We start from the raw sequence: 18167 nt of genomic DNA, 5'->3' as shown, positions 1-18167 counted from the left end.
GGAGTGTTGCTGGAACTTTAAGGGGATCCGATTATTTTAATCATAACCCTTGTCCATTTGCATAAACTTGTACAAAAACAAGTAAAGAAACGGGAGGGCACTCATGCGTTTTCTATATAAAGAAATACCTAAATTATGTATGGTCATTCTCTTTTTTTCTTTTTTAGCACCGGTTCAGAGCGTCAGTGCTAACGTTGGGGTCAGTGCCCATAGTGCCATTTTAATGGACGAGGAAAGCGGAAGGGTCATTTATGAAGTGAATGCCCATGAAAAGAATCGTATTGCAAGCATCACGAAAATCATGACGGCTATCTTGGCTATAGAATCGGGACAGATGGATGAAACCGTCACGATTAGTGGGAATGCTTTTGGAACGGAGGGATCTTCTCTTTATTTAAAAGAAGGTGAAAAGATCAAGCTTGAAGATTTGGTATATGGGTTGATGCTCCGGTCGGGGAATGATGCAGCTGTTGCGATAAGTGAAAAGGTGGGGGGGAGCCTGGATGGTTTCATCTGGATGATGAATCAAAAGGCAGAAGAAATTGGGATGAAGAATTCCCACTTCACGAATCCCCATGGATTGGATAATACGAAGAATCATTATTCAACGGCATATGATATGGCTTTACTGACTCGTTATGCCATGAAGAACGAAACCTATGCCAAGATTGCTGGGACTAAAGTACATCGGGCTCCTAACTCCACAGAAGATTGGGATTACGTTTGGAAAAACAAAAATCGACTTTTGACACAGTTATATGAGTATTGTACGGGTGGAAAGACGGGGTATACTAAACTGGCAAAACGGACATTGGTTAGTACAGCGACAAAAAACAACCATGATCTTATCGCTGTCACTTTGAATGGGCCGGATGATTGGAATGATCATATCAGCATGTATGAAGCTGCGTTCAAGAATTATAGTTTGACTGAAATTCTACCTGAAGGCGCCATAAAAGATATAAAAGAACCTATATACCAAGGACATGCATACTTCAAAAATGATTTTTCCTATCCACTTACTAAAGACGAAAGAGAATTAATAAAAGTCAAAATGAAATTCCTCAAGCCCGAGAGCAAGTGGAAAGATAAACGAAATATACCTGAGGTGGTGGGTAAGGCATATATCTATTTGAATGGAAAACAGGTCGGTAGCAGGTCCATCTTTTATGGAGAAACACTAGAAAGTTTCAATCAGCAATCGTTTAAATCTTCGTGGGCGGCCTTATTTGAATCAGTATTGGGAATTGACCGTAATGGTTAATTATATTTGGGTTGGCATGACCGTAATCGGAATAGTGTTTGCCATGATTAACGGAACCATGAATCAAGTGAATGAGGCACTTTTCGTGAGTGCCAAGGAAGCGGTCACACTTTCACTAGGATTGATGAGCATCTTGGTTTTCTGGCTGGGATTAATGAAAATTGCGGAAGAATCAGGACTGCTTGAAAAACTATCCAGTTTGTTCAGGCCTTTCATGAGATGGTTATTTCCAGAAGTCCCTCCCAACCATCCTGCAATGGGCTATATTTTATCAAATATGATGGCGAACACATTTGGCTTGGGAAATGCTGCGACGCCATTAGGCATTAAAGCCATGGAGCAGTTAAAGAAGTTAAATGGAAATAAAGTAACGGTCAGCCGTTCCATGGTTACTTTTTTAGCGATAAATACATCAAGCGTCACGTTAATCCCAACGACCGTCATTGCCATTCGGATGAATTACGATGCAGTGTCTCCGACTGACATCGTGTTTCCTACTATTGTGGCTACAGCCATCTCGGCATTTGGGGGAATAGCAATAGATCGCTATTTCTATTACAGGAGAAAACGGAACGGGAGGGAATAAGGATGTTACATTGGATGACGTCCATTTCGATATGGCTGATACCCCTTTTGATTCTCTCAATTTTAGTATACGGAACGTTTAAAAGGGTACCCACTTATGAAACCTTTGTAGAAGGGGGGAAGGAAGGAATCGATATGTCCTTCTCCCTAATCCCCTTCTTGGTGGGTATGCTTGTCGCCATTTCGGTGTTTAGGGCATCAGGGGCTCTTGATTCATTTGTGCAAGTAATAAAGCCACTACTTACCTTTCTCCATTTTCCAGCGGAGATTTTTCCTCTGGCGATCATCCGGCCGATATCGGGAACGGCTGCCTTGGGGATGACGAGCGATTTGATTTCCGTGTATGGACCCGATTCCTTTGTTGGTCGCTTGGCTGCTACAATACAGGGAAGTACAGATACGACCTTCTATGTCTTGACCGTTTATTTCGGTGCAGTGGGTATCAAAAAGATGGGGGACGCACTCAAGGTTGGCCTGTTGGCAGATTTAGTGGGAATTATAGCGGCGGTCGTGGTCGTCACACTTGTTTTTGGGACAAAATAAAGCTAAGGGAAATGGTTGTATCCATTTCCTTTTTTTATTTAATAAGCTTTTTTAGGGCATCACATATATGACGGTTTAAAGAAAATAATACATTTTTTTGCCATGGAAAAATAAGCTATGTTACACTCATTATGGAAACCAACCTATATAACCGATCCTAAATGGGTGAAATAATAAAAGAAACGGCCATATTCGTGAAAAACCTTTTGTTTTTGCCTCGCTATATGTAATAATTGTATGATTGTGTATGTACAGACAATAACAAACGAATGATTATACTATGAGGTGAAGATAGATGGAAAGATTGCAAAAGGTAATAGCACACGCAGGATTAGCATCGCGTCGTAAGGCAGAAGAGTTAATATTAGAAGGTAAAGTAAAAGTGAATGGAAAAGTAGTGAAAGAATTAGGCGTGAAGGTTGGTCCTAATGACAAGGTAGAGGTAAATGAAGTCCCACTTGAGAAAGAGCCACCTGTATATTTCGTATTCTATAAACCGCGCGGCGTCATTTCAGCTGTTTCGGATGATAAAAAAAGAAAAGTCGTAACGGATTATTTCCCTTTCGTACAAGAGCGGATTTACCCTGTGGGACGTCTGGATTATGATACTTCGGGCTTATTGGTGTTAACAAATGACGGAGATTTTGCCAATACACTTATGCATCCGAAACATGAAGTAGATAAAGTGTATGTGGCTAAAGTGAAAGGGATACCTTTACGTGAAAGCTTAAGGAAGTTAGAAAAAGGAATTATGCTCGAAGATGGCAAGACTGCTCCAGCCAAAACCAGAGTATTGACGACAGATAAGAAGAAGGAAACGGCGATTATTGAAATCACGATCCATGAAGGTAGAAATCGCCAGGTCCGTCGGATGTTCGAAGCGATTGGACATCCTGTTATTAAATTAAAACGGGAACAATATGGTTTCTTGACATTAGATGGATTGACGGCTGGGGATTCCCGGGAGTTAACGCCACATGAAGTTAAATTAATGAGGACGATGGCATCGACTGATCCGAAACAGCGGAGAATGTAATAAGGTTCACTTCAATATTAACAGGCTGAAACCACTACCCCATTCATCAAAGCGTTGAATGGGTGGTGGAAAACAGCCTGTAAATCCCTTTTCTTTCATGACGCGAAAAAGGTGTCAACGAATCTTAGAAAATATGGTCATCTTGTTTATAGGTATATTGGTTTGGTGAAATTTAGAGCTGCCTTAGGAGGATTTCTATGGATAGAAAAAAGCGACGCCTAGTAAGTAGGACCATCATTCTACTGTTATTAGGTGCAGCTTTAGTGTTTGCCCTTTATACGAACTTCACTAAAGATAAGAATGACAGTCTTCAAAAGGGGAACGAAGCACCCAACTTTGTTTTGACTGACATGGAAGGAACAGAGCATAAGTTATCGGACTATAAAGGACAGGGTGTTTTCCTGAACTTCTGGGGTACATATTGTAAGCCTTGTGAATATGAAATGCCGTATATGGAAAGCCAATATCAAACATACAAAGACAAAGGCGTGGAGATATTAGCAGTCAATGTAGGGGAATCTGAATATTCGGTTAATGAATATGCGGCAAAACATAATCTTACTTTCCCAATCATGATAGATAAAGGCAGGGAAGTTGAGAATGCCTATCGCGTAGATATTTTACCGGTTACCTTTTTAATAGATAAAGAAGGAACAGTGATAGATATCATTACCGGAGCCTTGACAGAAGAGATCATCCAAAAGCATATGGAGAGAATTAAACCATAATATTGGGGAGTTTTTGACATGAAAGAAGTAAAGTGTGACTGTGGCCATGTAAATCCATTCGGTACGAAGATTTGTGAAGTTTGCGGGAGCTTACTAGACAATAAAGAAGATAAAAAGTTGATTGATATGCGATATGAGGGCAGTGCGAGACGTTCACAAACCTATAATAAGACGGTCATCGATAAAATATGGAACTTTTTCTCCTCCGTGAAGGTAGGGGTTACCCTTATTGTCTTGGCTTTGGTGGCTTCTGCAATTGGAACGATATTCCCTCAGGAAATGTATATTCCTTCCACTGTGACACCTGCAGAACATTATCAAACAGAGTATGGAAAACTGGGCAAGTTGTATTACGAATTTGGATTTCATAATTTATACAGTTCGTGGTGGTATTTAATCATCATTGCGATGTTGGGCACATCGCTTCTGATTGCTAGTATCGATCGTTTTTTCCCATTATACAGATCCTTAAAGAAACAAGGAATCACTCGTCATGATGGATTTATGAAGCGACAAAGGGTATCGGGAGTAACGAAGCTTGATGGTCACGATGTGAATTTGGAAGAAGTAAAAGAAAGTCTGAAAAAGCAACGTTATCATATACGTGAAGAAAACGGGAACATTCTAGCTGAAAAAGGGCGTTTTTCAAGATGGGGACCGTATGTCAACCATATCGGACTTATCATTTTTTTAATTGGGGCTTTACTACGCTCCGTCCCTGGTATGTATATTGATAAAGTGCTTTGGCTACGAGAAGGTGAAACAAAAGAGATTCCTGGGACACATGGGGAATATTATCTCAAGAATAATGAGTTCAAATTAGAAGTGTATGATAAAGAGAATGAAGATGACGAGCAGTTCAGCGCCGCGATAGATAAAACTGGTACGATAGCTAAGACCTTTGAAGCGGATGTAACATTATTCGAGCGTCGAGATGAAGGGTTGCCAGGTGAGAAAGTGGAGCTCGATAAAATCAAAGATTTTAAAATAAAAGTGAACGAGCCATTGAAACATGATCATTTTGCTTACTATCAAGTGGATTATAAATTAGATGAACTTAGTACCATGTCCTTTCATTTAATTGATAAAGAAACAGAAGAGAAATTTGGAAATATGACCGTGGATTTAAATAATCCGCAAAAGACCTATCAATTGGATAAAGGGTATTCAGTCGAATTAATGAGTTATTTCCCCGATTTCGAATTTGATGAAAACGGGAAACCTATTACCATATCGAAAGTTCCGAATAATCCAGCATTTATCTTTAAAATGAAGACGCCAGATAAACCAGATGGGGAAGTCAGTTTTGTAGCGATAAAAGAGACGGTGGAACCAATGGGAGAAAATACATATAAACTGGCATTTGCCGGAGTGGAGACGAAAGACGTTACAGGTTTAACAGTGAGAAAAGATTTAACCCTATGGATTCTTTTCACCGGTGGAATCATATTCATGATAGGTGTTGTCCAAGGTTCATATTGGAATCATCGTCGTATATGGATTAAACGGAAAGAGAATGAAATAATGATCGCCGGCCATACAAACAAAAACTGGCACGGCATTAAGAAAGATATAAAAAAAGCGATAGAGTCAACACCACTTTGTGAACCAACAGATTTACTAGAAGAGGAGAAATCTTCTAATAAGGGGGAAGTTTTAAATGGCTGATTTGAGTGGGAATTTATTATATGCAGCCTTCTTTTTATATCTGATTGCGACCTTTATATTTGGTGGGTCGATAAAGGATAAAAGAGGAGCAGAGGAGAAAAAACAAAATAATTGGGCAAAATTAGGCATCACCCTGACGATTTTAGGTTTTGCCGCACAGGTAGGCTATTTTATTACAAGATGGATTGCAGCGGGCCATGCCCCTGTAAGTAATTTGTTTGAATTTACGACCTTCTTCGGAATGATGATGGTCGGCGCATTTATCTTGATCTATTTTCTTTATAAAACGCCAGTACTTGGATTGTTTGCCTTACCCATTGCTTTATTAATCATTGCCTATGCAAGTTTATTCCCTACAGAAATATCGCCACTCATCCCTGCCTTACAGAGTGATTGGCTTCATATTCATGTAACTACTGCTGCTGCAGGACAATCTATTCTAGCCATTAGCTTTATCGCCGCTATCATTTATCTGGTTAAATCGGTAGAACAGACACAAGCAAGCAAACGGACATTTTTTCTTGAAATCATTATGTATACGTTAGTCAGTACACTTGCGCTTGTCATTGTATCCTCCACTTTCTCCATGATGGATTATAAAGCTAGTTTTGATTGGGTTGATAAAAAAGATATGGCAGCCAAACAGGAATATACTCTTCCTGCCTTGGTAGGTCCTCATGAAGGGGTAATGATCGAAAAAGATCAATTCCAACCATTGGTGGAGATGCCTGCAATTATCAATGCGAAAAAACTGAACACAGTCATTTGGTCGATAGGTGCAGGACTTGTTTTATATGGTTTAATAAGGTTGATTGCTCGGAAAAGAGTGGGCGCTCTAATAAAACCGCTTGTTAAAAATGTTAATTTGAACTTATTGGATGAAATCAGTTACCGTTCCGTTCTTATTGGATTTCCAGTCTTCACACTAGGGGCACTTATTTTTGCGATGATTTGGGCACAAATTGCTTGGACACGCTTCTGGGGCTGGGACCCGAAGGAAGTATGGGCACTTATTACCTGGTTGTTTTATGCAGCGTTCTTGCATCTGCGGATGTCTAAAGGTTGGCAGGGAGAAAAATCAGCATGGCTTGCCGTTATCGGTTTTGCCATTATGATTTTCAATCTGATATTCGTCAATTTGGTAATTGCCGGTTTGCATTCTTATGCCTAATTAACTATAAAGGGGGTCTTTTGTTAGTGATGTCGAAAAAAGATTTATCGATATCGTCTACAATTGACCTCTCTTTTTTTCTGTTTTTTTCATTTATAATTCCCAAGTATTCGAGTGAACGTTACAAGTTATGTTGGAATCATTGTGACAATATAGTGAAAAGTTAATGAAAGGGGAACGGATATAGCTATTTATCTGCATTTGCTAAGAAATAATATTAGTCATACATGCATTGATTTTGTAAAATAAACGATAGGAGGCTGGTTACATAATGTATAATGCAATTAAAATTCTTGTGGTGGATGATGAGGAAAGAATCCGCCGCTTGCTAAAAATGTATTTAGAAAGAGAAGACTATATAATCGATGAAGCCGAAAACGGAGATGTCGCTTTAACAAAAGCTCTCGAAAATGATTATGATTTAATCTTATTGGATATTATGATGCCTGGTAAAGATGGAATTGAAGTATGTCGTGAGTTAAGAGAGAAAAAAACGACACCTATCATCATGCTGACCGCTAAAGGTGAAGAAGTCAATCGAGTGCAGGGATTCGAAGTGGGGACTGATGATTACATAGTCAAACCATTCAGTCCGCGTGAGGTAGTATTGAGGGTTAAAGCACTTTTGCGCCGTTCTTCCAACGTAAATTACATGCAGACCGAAACGTCAGCAAAAGATGTGATCGTCTTTTCCCATCTAACGATTGATAATGATGCCCATCGTGTACTGGCGGATGGAAAGGATGTTTCGCTTACGCCTAAAGAATATGAATTATTATACTTCCTAGCGAAATCGCCCGATAAAGTATTTGATCGAGAACAGTTGTTAAAAGAAGTGTGGCATTATGAATTCTTTGGAGACCTTCGAACTGTTGACACGCATGTCAAACGCCTGCGTGAAAAGTTAAACCGTATATCCGAAAATGCTGCTAAGATGATTGTCACTGTTTGGGGCGTCGGGTACAAGTTCGAAGTAATAAACGACTGATGTTATGGGGCAGTGTTGTTGGTAAGCTTTGGGCAACGATTCTCTTGCTTGTCTCTTTTGTGTTGATGGTTTTAACAGTACTTCTAGTTGAATTCTTTGATAATTTTCAGATAGAAAATGTCGAGAATGATTTAACCCAAATGGCACAGCAAATCATTACAGTCACGAATGAACATGGAGGCAATGGGGACGATGTTCTGCAAATTGCATCTGAGTTAATAGGCGATGAAACAAAAGTCATCATATTGAATGATGACAAGATGGTCTTTTCATCGGATGATGAAAATGGCATTAATATAACTTCTGAATTCTTTATGGAAGATCCCGAATTAATCAAGGTGTTTACAGAGGGGAAAACTGTAAAAAAAGAAATGATGCTTCCAGCAAAGGGGCAAGGCACTGAACCATTGTCAGCATTTATAGTGGGAGTGCCACTCGAGTTCAATGGACAGCAAGACGAATTCTTTTTGATTCAGTCATTGGAATCGACGAAAGAGACAACTAAGTCCACTACGCAATTCATTCTCTTAGCTGCAGGAATCGCCATCATTTTGACGACCATTTTCGCTTTCTTCTTATCAACAAGAATCAACGCACCGCTTGTCAAAATGAGAGAAGCTGCATTGGCCATAGCTCGTGGGAAATTTGATACTAAGGTTCCCATTCTCACCCAGGATGAAATTGGTGAATTGGCCATTGCATTCAATCAGATGAGAAAACAGCTAAAATTCAATATGAATGCTCTCAGTCAGGAAAAGGAGCATCTTGCAAGCATTTTAAGCAGTATGGCAGATGGTGTAATTACATTTAATAAAAGTGGTACGATCTTGGAAACGAATCCTCCGGCTGAACGTTTCTTGCAAGCCTGGTACTTTGAAAAAGGTTATAACCGGGAAGGCAATCTGGATGTACCATCCGTGCTGATGAATCTATTCGATGAATCTGAGTCTTTTGATAAGGAACAAGTTGGTGAAATTACTTTACAGGGAAGAAATTGGGGTCTGATAGTCAGTCCTTTATATTCAAATGCGAATAATATCCGCGGAGCTGTGGCTATCATTCGTGATATGAGTGATGAAAGGCGCATGGATAAACTCAGGACGGACTTCATAGCCAATGTGTCCCATGAGTTGAGAACTCCGATTTCGATGCTTCAAGGCTATAGTGAAGCGATTGTAGATGATATAGCAGGCAGTGAAGAAGAAAAAATGGAAATGGCTCAGATAATTTATGATGAATCCTTAAGGATGGGACGCTTAGTTAATGACTTATTAGATTTGGCCAGATTGGAATCAGGTAAAATGAACCTTAGTTATGAGCTGATTTCTATCTCTCCATATTTAAAAAGGATTACAAGTAAGTTTCAAGGACTGGCTAGAGACAAAGGGATAACGATTACGACACATCTACAGGACGACGGAATCACTTGGAATTTCGATCCTGACAGGATTGAGCAGGTCTTGACGAATCTTATTGATAATGCGATTCGACATACGCCGGCAGGCGGGAAAATCGATGTCCAGCAAAGAATGAGTGATCGCAGAGGGTTGATTATAGATGTGACGGATTCCGGTTCAGGCATTCCGGAAGAAGATTTGCAATTCGTCTTCGAGAGGTTTTATAAAGCAGACAAAGCACGTACCCGTGGCCGTTCCGGTACAGGATTAGGCCTGGCCATCGTTAAAAATATCATAGATGCACATGATGGATATATTTCGGTGAACAGCCTACCAGAAAAGGGAACAACATTCAGCTTTATTCTACCTCGAATGATGGAAAATGCTGAATGAATGTCAGGTAGATTGGCAAAAAATCTTGTTACATGAGAAACGGGGTGGGCAAAGGCAATTGGATTTCCAAATTGCCTTTGCCCATTTTTTCATTTATTAAATCCGTGAAAAGGAAAGGACCTTGTTCAAGAAGCCTATATCAGGGGGGAGTGGAGGCTTGTAATCATTCTGGGATAAAAGTAGTGAAAAATATGGATGAAATCTGACCCTATTGGAAGAGATTACAGTTCCGAATGCTCCTAACGAAGTTTCATTCCCATTCAGAAAGAAAGAAAGAGGGTGCACCCGAGATGATCGGGTGCACCCTAAAGGCTTATAATGAAATACGGGCCATGAAAGTAATTTCTTGAGTTTCCTCTAAGTATTGCTTCATATTATCCTCTAATGGTTTATCAAAGCTTAAAACCATGATGGCTTCCCCGCCAGCTTCTTTTCGACCTACTTGCATAGTCGCGATATTTACTGCGTGATCACCAAGGATCTTGCCTACGTTACCGATTACCCCTGGTTTATCGGTATGTTGGATATAAAGTAAATTAGGTTCAGGGTGGAAATCGATTTTGAAACCGTTCAGATTGACAATCCGAGAACCATAGTTTTCAATATGAGTTCCACTAATCGTTAGTTCACGAGTGTCACCTTTTACTTTCAAGCTAATCAGGTTTGAATATCCTAGGGAGTCAGTAGAAACTTTTTCTCCGATGGTAACTCCTCTTTCTTTGGCAACCAATAGCGCATTCACCTCATTGACTGAAGCATCGACTCTCGATTTGAAGAAGCCTGATATTAGACTTTTTGTTAAAATGGCTGTATCAAAGTCCAAGGAGTCCCCTGCGTAAGTAACGGAAATCTCTTGTATGCCTTCTTTCATGCATTGAGAGGCAATGGAACCCATTTGTTGGACTAGTTGATAGAACGGCTGCACCTTTTCAAAGACTTCTTTAGAAATGGCTGGAAGGTTAATCGAACTGGATACTGGGTTGCCTTCAAAGTAGGTTAATACTTCTTGTGCAACTTGAACGGCTACATTTAACTGGGCTTCTTTGGTGGAAGCTCCCAAATGGGGAGTAGCAATGACGTTATCAAGTTCAAGTAATTTGTTGCCAAATGGTGGTTCTTCAACGAATACGTCCATCGCAGCTCCAGCTACATGTCCTTGGACGATCATCTCGTATAAATCATCTTCATCAAGTATTCCACCGCGTGCACAGTTTAGTACGTACACACCTTTTTTACAGGTAAGTAGTTTATCTTTATTGATTAACCCTCTAGTTTCGTTCGTTAGAGGCGTATGTACAGTGATTATATCTGCTTTAGGAAGCAATTCATCTAAAGGCAGGGAGGTTACAGCCATCTTTTTTGCGCGATCGGCAGTTAGGAATGGATCAAATACAATGACTTCCATACCAAAAACCTTGGCGCGTTTGGCAAGTTCCCCACCAATACGTCCAAAGCCTATAATACCTAGAGTTTTCCCGCGAAGTTCCGTTCCCGTGTACGAAGAGCGTTTCCATTCTCCATTTTTAAGGGAAGCATAAGCTTGTGGAATATGGCGCATCAAAGAGGCCATCATGGCAAAAGTATGTTCAGCTGTGGAGATTGTATTGCCATCAGGTGCGTTTACCACGACAATGCCCCTTTTGGTGGCAGCCGGGATGTCAATGTTATCAACGCCGACACCTGCGCGTGCAATAATCTTTAATTGAGGCATGCGATTCATTAAATCTTCTGTAACTTTTGTTGCACTTCTTACAAGAATCGCATCAATTTGATCAAGTTCGTTTGCTGCTTCTTCTACAGTCTTTTGAATAAGAAGAATATTGGATGCCTCTGAAAGCGGTCCGAGTCCTTCTGGTTTAATGGCATCTGCTACTAAAATCTGATACACGTGTAAACACCTTCAATTCTCTTAAATTTCAGTTAATTTTACAATTGAACTAGCAAATATGTCAATTTAACATTTCGTTTTGTAAGCGCTTTTAAAAAAGTTAGCCTTGTAAATTATCCGGTAAAATCAGCAATGGTAAGGGCTTTTTCCGTCAATCGTCTATTAATAAAAAATTATTTTCGATAGTGTTAAACGAGATAAGGATTTAAGCCAGTTTTGTTTAAAATGGTTATAAATGACATCACTTAGTGCTGATTAAACTAAAGGTGAGGTAAAAATACTATTCAAAAAAAGAATAATCATTTATAATGAAAATTGTAAAAGAAATTTTATAGGTCTATCTTCGGGGCGGGGCGTAATTCCCCACCGGCGGTGATGAAGAATATTTCTTCTAAGCCCGCGAGCCTTTAGGGGCAGGATTTGGTGAGATTCCAAAGCCGACAGTATAGTCTGGATGGGAGAAGATGGAGGTTCCTGATTGCGTTCAAACAGTCAAATGCTGAACGTTTGTTTGATGAAACCTTTAATTTATCCCTTTAATTCTGTCGGAATTAAAGGGTTTTTTATTGAACATCGACATGATGAAGGATCCCTTACCTCTTTTTCACGGTAGATCAAGAAAAAGAAGGAGAGAGAGCTATGAAATCGAATAATATTAAAAAAATGGTCACGCTTGCAATGTTTGGAAGTCTGTCGTACTTACTTATGCTTTTGAATTTCCCATTTCCAGGATTTCCACCTTTTCTGAACATTGATTTTAGCGACATTCCTGCGCTGATGGCCGCATTGATTTATGGACCGCTGGCAGGGATATTGGTTGAATTCCTGAAAAATCTACTGGATTTGGTCATGACAGGAACCGATACTGGGGTACCGGTAGGACATATCTCCAACTTTATAGCGGGAATAATATTCATTCTGCCAACTTACTATGTATATAAAAACATCAGCTCTAAAAAAGGGATGACGTTTGCTTTGCTAGCCGGGACAGTTTCTATGGCGCTAGTTATGAGTGTCCTAAACTATTATGTCTTTTTACCGGCATATACGTTCTTTATGGGATGGGATGCAATGACGGCACCGGAGTCCAGGAAATTCGTAACAGCGGCAATACTTCCGTTTAATGTAATTAAAGGATTGCTTATCACTTCTGTTTTCATGCTATTATTCGTTAAACTTCAAGCATGGATCAATAAACAAGTTTTATATAAAAATGCTTAAAAATAAAAGAGGTAGAAAAAACCAGATATCCTGCGTTTTTTCTACCTCTTTCTGTATGAAGGTACCATTAAAGAAAAAAGCCATTCTCATAATGAAAATGGCTTTTTGACCTATTCGAATTTAAGGGCGTCGCCTTCAAATGATTCATCCGCTACCTTAATAGAATCCGTTGGACAGCCTTCAAAAGCATCCATCATGTCATCTATAAGAACATCTGGGATTTCAACGATTCCTTCGTTATCGTCTAGCGTAACAAATGCAATTCCTTCATCATCATAATCGTAGATATCCGGTGCTGCCGCTCCACAAGCTCCACAAGCGATACAGGTTTCTTTATCAACAATAGTAAATTTAGCCATGATTAAAACCCCTCCTAAGTTGATATACAACTCATAACCTTTTTAGTATAAATTATTATCTCTTCCTTATTGTAAGACCGAATGCCGAACTTATCAATAGAAAATGTAACGATAGTATGGCATTACATGGAATGTCAACAAAAATTATTGGAAGATTTTCATTATAATGTGTTCTCATTCGATAGGTTCACACAAATATCAATGCGAATTTGACATAAAAAAAACGGCGGTTTTTGAAGATTTTTGTTACAATATAATTGGATAAATGGAACAAGGATGTGAGCTTCATGAACAATTATCTTCAAGCAATCATTTTAAATGCGATAGAAAAATTTCAAGGTGAGCGTTCCATCTTCGCTATTTATCATATGCTACAGGGTAAAAAATCGTCCCAGACAATCCAGGATGCACATTTATTTGGATTAACGAATATTTTTGGGACTGTCCCTCGTTTTACCCGTGAGCAGTTAATTCAAAACATAAGATTGTTCATTGAACTGAAGTTAATCGACGCAACAGGAAATGACGATGTTTATATGATTAGTGAACAAGGAAGGAAGGCATTGAAGGCCTATTTCATAAAATGCCCGCTTCCTACTTCCCTGAACGGGTGGAAATACCAAAGCATCACTCAAGATTTTTGGAGAAGACTAACTTTACTTATTCAAACTATATCCCATATTGTCCACAATGAAAGGTCATTCTATCCGATACAACAAAATCAACAAATACAGGAATTCGTAAAGGGATTTTTATCTACCAATCGACAAAATCGGGAGTTAATTGCCCAACATCTTTATGAGGAACTTGTAACACTTTTGGAGTTACAAAGGGAGTTGAACCGTGATATTTTTGTCTTGAAAATTACGGGAGTGAATCGCATTGGGCTTACGTTTGAACAGATTGGAAAAAGGAAAGAGGTCGATGAGTGGTATGTGCAGTTCATTTTTCTCGAAACACTGCATCACATGCTCATGGAAATTTCAACGGTAAGTGATTACCCTCTATTGGCCTCACTGATCGTTGACTGGAAAAATGGTGGGAATCTTCATATGACACAATCCACCCAAATGACTCTGAACTATATTCAGGCAGGGAAAACGATATCTGAAATTGCAGAAATCCGTCGTTTAAAAGCCAATACGATTGAGGATCACCTTGTGGAAATCGTCCTATCGGATAAAAGCTTTTCGATACAGGATTATGTTTCAAACGAAGCTGAAAACCAAATCATTACGGTCATCAAAGAACTTAAGACAAGAAAGCTGAAGGCTATCAAGGGAGCAGTTGATAATGACCAAATCAGCTTTTTTCAAATCAGGCTTGTACTTGCGAAAATAGGTGATAGAGGATGAACTTGAATTCAGTCTTGAAAGAAAAATTTGGATTTGACAATTTCCGTCCTGGGCAGCAAGAGGTGATTCAATCCTTGCTTGAAGGGAACCATACTTTGGCCATGCTTCCCACGGGATCAGGTAAATCATTATGTTACCAGCTTCCTGCTTACCTTTTCAATAAGACGGTTATCATTGTTTCGCCCTTATTATCATTGATGCAGGATCAGGCAGATCAGCTCAAAATGAGAGGGGAAAAAAGTGTATTGACCCTCAATTCTTTTCTGAATCCGTATCAAAAAAAACAGGCTTTTGAACGTTTGCATACGTATCGGTTTATATTCTTATCCCCCGAAATGCTTGGGCTAGATAATGTGATTCAGTCCTTGAAAGCCATCGATATTGGTTTGTTCGTCATTGATGAGGCACACTGCATTTCTCAGTGGGGGTATGATTTTCGTCCGGACTATTTGAATTTGGGAGAAGTAAGACAAAAGTTAAATAACCCCCTAACGCTAGCTTTGACTGCAACTGCAACAAAAGAAGTGCGTCAAGACATCATCGGGAAATTGAATATCACTTATGCCAAAGAAGTCATTTCATCTGTTGATCGGGAAAATATTTCCATACTCGTAGAAAACTTAGCTGATTATCAAGAAAAGCTTTTCCGTGTACTTTCATTGGTAAGGGAATTTCCAGGTAGTGGTATTGTTTACTTTTCTTCGAAAAAAGTAGCGGAATCCGTCACGGAATTTTTACAGGATAATGGGGTCAGTAGCGTCAATTATTATCACGGTGGTATGGAACAGGAACAAAGATTGCTTATTCAGCAGCAATTCATCTTAGGCCAATTAAAGATCATTTGTGCGACCAGCGCTTTTGGAATGGGAGTCAATAAAGCGGATGTTAGGTTTGTCATTCATTTTCATATGCCCTCCACCATGGAATCATACCTTCAAGAAATAGGTAGAGCGGGACGTGACCAAAAACAAAGTGTTGCGGTATTATTATACTGTGAAGGAGATGAAGGGCTTCCTTTGCATTTATTGGAACAACAACTTCCCACTGATAGCCAAATCGAAGCGGTTTGTTCGTATTTAAATGAAGTGAAAAGATCCGTTGGCGATTTAACCCTTTCTGAAAAAGAACAGCTTTTCCAACGTTTTTCCTTAACTGATATACAGTTTCGTTTCTTTACACAATTTCTGAAGGATAACAATCCGCTGTTTCATATGGATGCGATGAAAGCGTATTGTCAGACTAGAAAAATACAGAACCAAGCTAAATTGGGCGTGTTTTTAAATTGGCTTCATACAAAATTGTGTCGGCGTTTAGGGATTTTGCATTATTTTGAGGAAGAGCAGCAGAAAGTGAATCCCATCTGTTGCGATTGTTGCGGGATAGGTGTAAAAAACATCCTGGATGTATGGCCTGCAGTAAGGGAACAACAGGTTAATACGTATTCAACCTGGAAAGAGGAATTAGCTTTTGTTTTATTGGATAGGGATATTAAAGATGAAAAATAAACAGGCTGAATTAATAAAACAGCTTACAGATAAACAACTACTCTCTAATTTATTCCTGACCCAAATGATTATCTTAACTGTTGCTTTTTTTTTAGGCGTAATCTTATTTAAAGATTTTTCTGCTTTTCTTAATTTATTTAACTTTAATGACATGAACATTTTGTTAGTGGGTGTTCCTGCAGGGATATTAGTGGTTATGTTTGATGTGAGTCTGATGAAAGTGACACCGGCTTCCTATCAAGATGATGGTGGGGTCAATGAACGTATTTTCAGAAGTTTACCTTACTTTATGATTTTCATTGTTGCCTTAGTGGTGGCGGTTAGTGAGGAAATATTATTTCGAGGAGTTATCCAGACCCATATAGGACTGCTATGGACGAGCCTTATATTTGCGGTTGTTCATTATCGATATTTATTTAATTGGTTTTTATTTTTGAGTGTCATGGTTCTAAGCTTTTTTATTGGGTTCTTGTTTGAATGGACCCAAAATATTTTAGTGACAATCACAGCCCATTTTTTAATAGATTTTATCCTTGGGATATTAATAAGACGTAAGTATGAAGCTGGGATTAACTGAAGAAGGCGGTGACTTAGATGAGTCGTATAAAAGAGAGTGAAAAAGATCAGGCTGGAGAACTTCGTACGCGAGTCGATCGTCAAAAGGCGAAGTCATCTCTGCCAAAGAGAAGTGAAATTCATCAAAATAAAAAGAAAAAAAGCAAAGCGAAGATAAAATTTCCCATGATTAAATTATTATCGCTATTTTTCATCTTGCTTCCTGTGGGGTTTTATAGTCTTTATACATATCTTCAAGATAGACCTGAGAAGGATACAAAAAGTAGTGAAGTGGTGAATTTTAGTGATGGGGAAGAAACGATAGAAGAGACGGTGCCGACCACTGCGACGGCCGGAGATGTGAAGGAAAAGGAAGAAAAAGACTCTGATAAGCTTAAAGAAGAAAAGCTGCAAGAGGAGAAGGCTGCAGAAGAGAAAGCGAAGAAAGAGGCAAAAGCTAAAGAAAAAGCTAAGGCAAAAGCGAAACAAGAGGCAGAAGCAAAGGCCCAACAAGAAGCGGAAACGAAAGCCAAAGAGGAAGCAGAAGCAAAGGCCAAACAGGAAGCGGAAGAGAAGGCTAAGCGGGAAGCAGAGGATAAAAAAACTTCTGACGGTGCTACTTCCCAATCGGATAGTGACAGCTATAAAGTTGTATATCATACGGTTCAGGGAGAGGAAACACTATTCCGAATTGCCATGAATTACTACAAGTCACAAGAAGGAATCGCGTTAATTCAGGAATGGAACGGCCTGAATGGGAATGAGATCTCCAAGGGACAAGTGTTAAAGATTCCCTTGAAAAAATAAAAGGTATGAGCACTCTGTCTCTAAAGTTGACAGGGTGCTTTACTTTCCAAAGGTTTAGGTCATTTAGATAGTAGAAAGGCAGCTTTATTTATCATTTTTTTCGAGACAACCTCATATCATGACTTGAAGGATATGAAGGAGGCGGAAGAAAAAATGGAACCGGCAATCATTTTACTTGATGATAAAACCGATCAGGCAGCAAAACAAATGTTACAGAACGTTGTGGTCCGCAAAAAAAAATTCGAGGCTCTCAAAAAGAAGCACATTCATAGTTTATGGGCAACAATGATCATTGTAGCTCTTTTTTTGATATACCTTTATCTATATATAGTTGTTCCTTATTCATACTCCTTTTTTAAGATGTTCAGTATCTTTGTTGATGATTTTAAACATTATCTATTTTTAGCTGCAGCCGCAGGAATATATGGTTATATGATGATGATTAAAAACAAAATGGATAAGGCAGAGAAGGAATTTCAATTGCTTCGCTGTGAAATCATCAATAAAAGCAAACAACTATGGGAAAAAGAGGAAGAATGGAAAAGCCGGCATAAGGTATTTGATATGATGAAGAAGAATTATGACATTAACTTATTTCATGAAAATAAATAAAAACTTACTTGAGAATATTTAATTGAAGGCAAGGTTTTATAATTAATTTAGGATGTTATTTGGCAATTGAAGAGAAAGAAGGTTTAGTGGAA

At 39.0% G+C, this 18167-nt stretch carries 17 protein-coding genes and 1 riboswitch; of the genes, 15 read left to right on the top strand and 2 right to left on the bottom strand.

What is annotated here, in order from left to right; genetic code table 11:
• The first annotated feature begins 103 nt into the window (after nt 1-103).
• The 9 genes from ACIQXN_RS09580 to ACIQXN_RS09540 all read left to right on the top strand — a co-directional run bounded on the left by ACIQXN_RS09580 (nt 104) and on the right by ACIQXN_RS09540 (nt 9773).
• Nucleotides 104-1264 (top strand): serine hydrolase, encoded by a 1161-nt coding sequence (locus tag ACIQXN_RS09580; RefSeq protein WP_402965464.1) that lies wholly within the window; start codon nt 104-106, stop codon nt 1262-1264.
• The gene (locus ACIQXN_RS09575) at nt 1257-1850 is read left to right on the top strand and encodes a nucleoside recognition domain-containing protein (RefSeq protein WP_402966082.1); all 594 of its coding nucleotides are present in this window, start codon (nt 1257-1259) and stop codon (nt 1848-1850) included. The genes ACIQXN_RS09580 and ACIQXN_RS09575 overlap by 8 nt, the downstream gene beginning before the upstream one ends.
• Nucleotides 1851-1852: 2 nt before the next feature.
• Nucleotides 1853-2392, top strand: coding sequence for a spore maturation protein (locus ACIQXN_RS09570; RefSeq protein ID WP_402965460.1), 540 nt, complete (start codon nt 1853-1855; stop codon nt 2390-2392).
• A 295-nt stretch (nt 2393-2687) separates the two neighbouring features.
• Entirely contained in the window at nt 2688-3428 is a 741-nt protein-coding gene (gene rluB, locus ACIQXN_RS09565) for a 23S rRNA pseudouridine(2605) synthase RluB (protein ID WP_402965456.1), read from the top strand.
• A 197-nt stretch (nt 3429-3625) separates the two neighbouring features.
• The gene (gene resA, locus ACIQXN_RS09560; RefSeq protein ID WP_402965452.1) at nt 3626-4156 is read left to right on the top strand and encodes a thiol-disulfide oxidoreductase ResA; all 531 of its coding nucleotides are present in this window, start codon (nt 3626-3628) and stop codon (nt 4154-4156) included.
• An 18-nt stretch (nt 4157-4174) separates the two neighbouring features.
• Nucleotides 4175-5824, top strand: a complete 1650-nt coding sequence (gene resB / locus ACIQXN_RS09555) for a cytochrome c biogenesis protein ResB (protein ID WP_402965448.1) — start codon at nt 4175-4177, stop codon at nt 5822-5824.
• Complete coding sequence (ccsB, locus tag ACIQXN_RS09550) at nt 5817-6995, top strand: c-type cytochrome biogenesis protein CcsB (RefSeq protein WP_402965443.1); 1179 nt, start codon at nt 5817-5819, stop codon at nt 6993-6995. Before resB ends, ccsB begins: the two co-directional genes overlap by 8 nt.
• A gap of 271 nt (nt 6996-7266) precedes the next feature.
• The gene (locus ACIQXN_RS09545) at nt 7267-7983 is read left to right on the top strand and encodes a response regulator (protein ID WP_402965439.1); all 717 of its coding nucleotides are present in this window, start codon (nt 7267-7269) and stop codon (nt 7981-7983) included.
• On the top strand, nt 7980-9773 hold the full coding sequence (locus tag ACIQXN_RS09540) for an ATP-binding protein (RefSeq protein WP_402966080.1): 1794 nt from the start codon (nt 7980-7982) through the stop codon (nt 9771-9773). Before ACIQXN_RS09545 ends, ACIQXN_RS09540 begins: the two co-directional genes overlap by 4 nt.
• A 313-nt stretch (nt 9774-10086) precedes the next feature.
• Here ACIQXN_RS09540 and serA read toward each other — a convergent pair whose 3' ends face one another.
• Nucleotides 10087-11661, bottom strand: coding sequence for a phosphoglycerate dehydrogenase (gene serA, locus ACIQXN_RS09535; protein WP_402965435.1), 1575 nt, complete (start codon nt 11659-11661; stop codon nt 10087-10089).
• 335 nt (nt 11662-11996) lie between these two features.
• Nucleotides 11997-12131: riboswitch (FMN riboswitch) on the top strand.
• Between the two features lie 169 nt (nt 12132-12300).
• Here serA and ACIQXN_RS09530 point away from each other — a divergent pair.
• A complete protein-coding gene (locus tag ACIQXN_RS09530; protein ID WP_402965432.1) occupies nt 12301-12882 on the top strand; it encodes an ECF transporter S component in 582 nt (193 codons plus the stop codon).
• A 110-nt stretch (nt 12883-12992) separates the two neighbouring features.
• On the opposite strand, the gene ACIQXN_RS09525 is transcribed toward ACIQXN_RS09530, so the two are convergent.
• On the bottom strand, nt 12993-13241 hold the full coding sequence (locus tag ACIQXN_RS09525) for a ferredoxin (protein WP_402869232.1): 249 nt from the start codon (nt 13239-13241) through the stop codon (nt 12993-12995).
• Nucleotides 13242-13528: 287 nt separating this feature from the next.
• Between ACIQXN_RS09525 and ACIQXN_RS09520 the strand changes: the two genes are divergently transcribed.
• The 5 genes from ACIQXN_RS09520 to ACIQXN_RS09500 all read left to right on the top strand — a co-directional run bounded on the left by ACIQXN_RS09520 (nt 13529) and on the right by ACIQXN_RS09500 (nt 18075).
• The gene (locus ACIQXN_RS09520; RefSeq protein ID WP_402965429.1) at nt 13529-14596 is read left to right on the top strand and encodes a YpbB family protein; all 1068 of its coding nucleotides are present in this window, start codon (nt 13529-13531) and stop codon (nt 14594-14596) included.
• The gene (locus tag ACIQXN_RS09515; RefSeq protein WP_402965426.1) at nt 14593-16101 is read left to right on the top strand and encodes a RecQ family ATP-dependent DNA helicase; all 1509 of its coding nucleotides are present in this window, start codon (nt 14593-14595) and stop codon (nt 16099-16101) included. Before ACIQXN_RS09520 ends, ACIQXN_RS09515 begins: the two co-directional genes overlap by 4 nt.
• Nucleotides 16091-16678 carry a CPBP family intramembrane glutamic endopeptidase gene (locus ACIQXN_RS09510; RefSeq protein WP_402965423.1) on the top strand — a complete coding sequence of 196 codons (588 nt, stop codon included), beginning with the start codon at nt 16091-16093 and terminating at the stop codon, nt 16676-16678. Before ACIQXN_RS09515 ends, ACIQXN_RS09510 begins: the two co-directional genes overlap by 11 nt.
• 17 nt (nt 16679-16695) lie before the next feature.
• Nucleotides 16696-17463, top strand: a complete 768-nt coding sequence (locus tag ACIQXN_RS09505; RefSeq protein WP_402965418.1) for a LysM peptidoglycan-binding domain-containing protein — start codon at nt 16696-16698, stop codon at nt 17461-17463.
• A gap of 153 nt (nt 17464-17616) precedes the next feature.
• Complete coding sequence (locus ACIQXN_RS09500) at nt 17617-18075, top strand: YpbF family protein (RefSeq protein WP_402965415.1); 459 nt, start codon at nt 17617-17619, stop codon at nt 18073-18075.
• Nucleotides 18076-18167 lie beyond the last annotated feature (92 nt).

Origin of the sequence: Peribacillus sp. NPDC097295 (assembly GCF_044761665.1) — a bacterium.
GTDB lineage: Bacteria > Bacillota > Bacilli > Bacillales > DSM-1321 > Peribacillus.
Note: the sequence above shows the minus strand (reverse complement) of the source record. Positions and strands in the feature narration are given on the sequence as shown.

Coding starts and splice junctions, on each gene's coding strand:
- ACIQXN_RS09580 (WP_402965464.1), top strand. CDS start 104: ATGCGTTTTCTATATAAAGAAATACCTAAATTATGTATGGTCATTCTC.
- ACIQXN_RS09575 (WP_402966082.1), top strand. CDS start 1,257: ATGGTTAATTATATTTGGGTTGGCATGACCGTAATCGGAATAGTGTTT.
- ACIQXN_RS09570 (WP_402965460.1), top strand. CDS start 1,853: ATGTTACATTGGATGACGTCCATTTCGATATGGCTGATACCCCTTTTG.
- rluB (WP_402965456.1), top strand. CDS start 2,688: ATGGAAAGATTGCAAAAGGTAATAGCACACGCAGGATTAGCATCGCGT.
- resA (WP_402965452.1), top strand. CDS start 3,626: ATGGATAGAAAAAAGCGACGCCTAGTAAGTAGGACCATCATTCTACTG.
- resB (WP_402965448.1), top strand. CDS start 4,175: ATGAAAGAAGTAAAGTGTGACTGTGGCCATGTAAATCCATTCGGTACG.
- ccsB (WP_402965443.1), top strand. CDS start 5,817: ATGGCTGATTTGAGTGGGAATTTATTATATGCAGCCTTCTTTTTATAT.
- ACIQXN_RS09545 (WP_402965439.1), top strand. CDS start 7,267: ATGTATAATGCAATTAAAATTCTTGTGGTGGATGATGAGGAAAGAATC.
- ACIQXN_RS09530 (WP_402965432.1), top strand. CDS start 12,301: ATGAAATCGAATAATATTAAAAAAATGGTCACGCTTGCAATGTTTGGA.
- ACIQXN_RS09525 (WP_402869232.1), bottom strand. CDS start 13,241: ATGGCTAAATTTACTATTGTTGATAAAGAAACCTGTATCGCTTGTGGA.
- ACIQXN_RS09520 (WP_402965429.1), top strand. CDS start 13,529: ATGAACAATTATCTTCAAGCAATCATTTTAAATGCGATAGAAAAATTT.
- ACIQXN_RS09515 (WP_402965426.1), top strand. CDS start 14,593: ATGAACTTGAATTCAGTCTTGAAAGAAAAATTTGGATTTGACAATTTC.
- ACIQXN_RS09510 (WP_402965423.1), top strand. CDS start 16,091: ATGAAAAATAAACAGGCTGAATTAATAAAACAGCTTACAGATAAACAA.
- ACIQXN_RS09505 (WP_402965418.1), top strand. CDS start 16,696: ATGAGTCGTATAAAAGAGAGTGAAAAAGATCAGGCTGGAGAACTTCGT.
- ACIQXN_RS09500 (WP_402965415.1), top strand. CDS start 17,617: ATGGAACCGGCAATCATTTTACTTGATGATAAAACCGATCAGGCAGCA.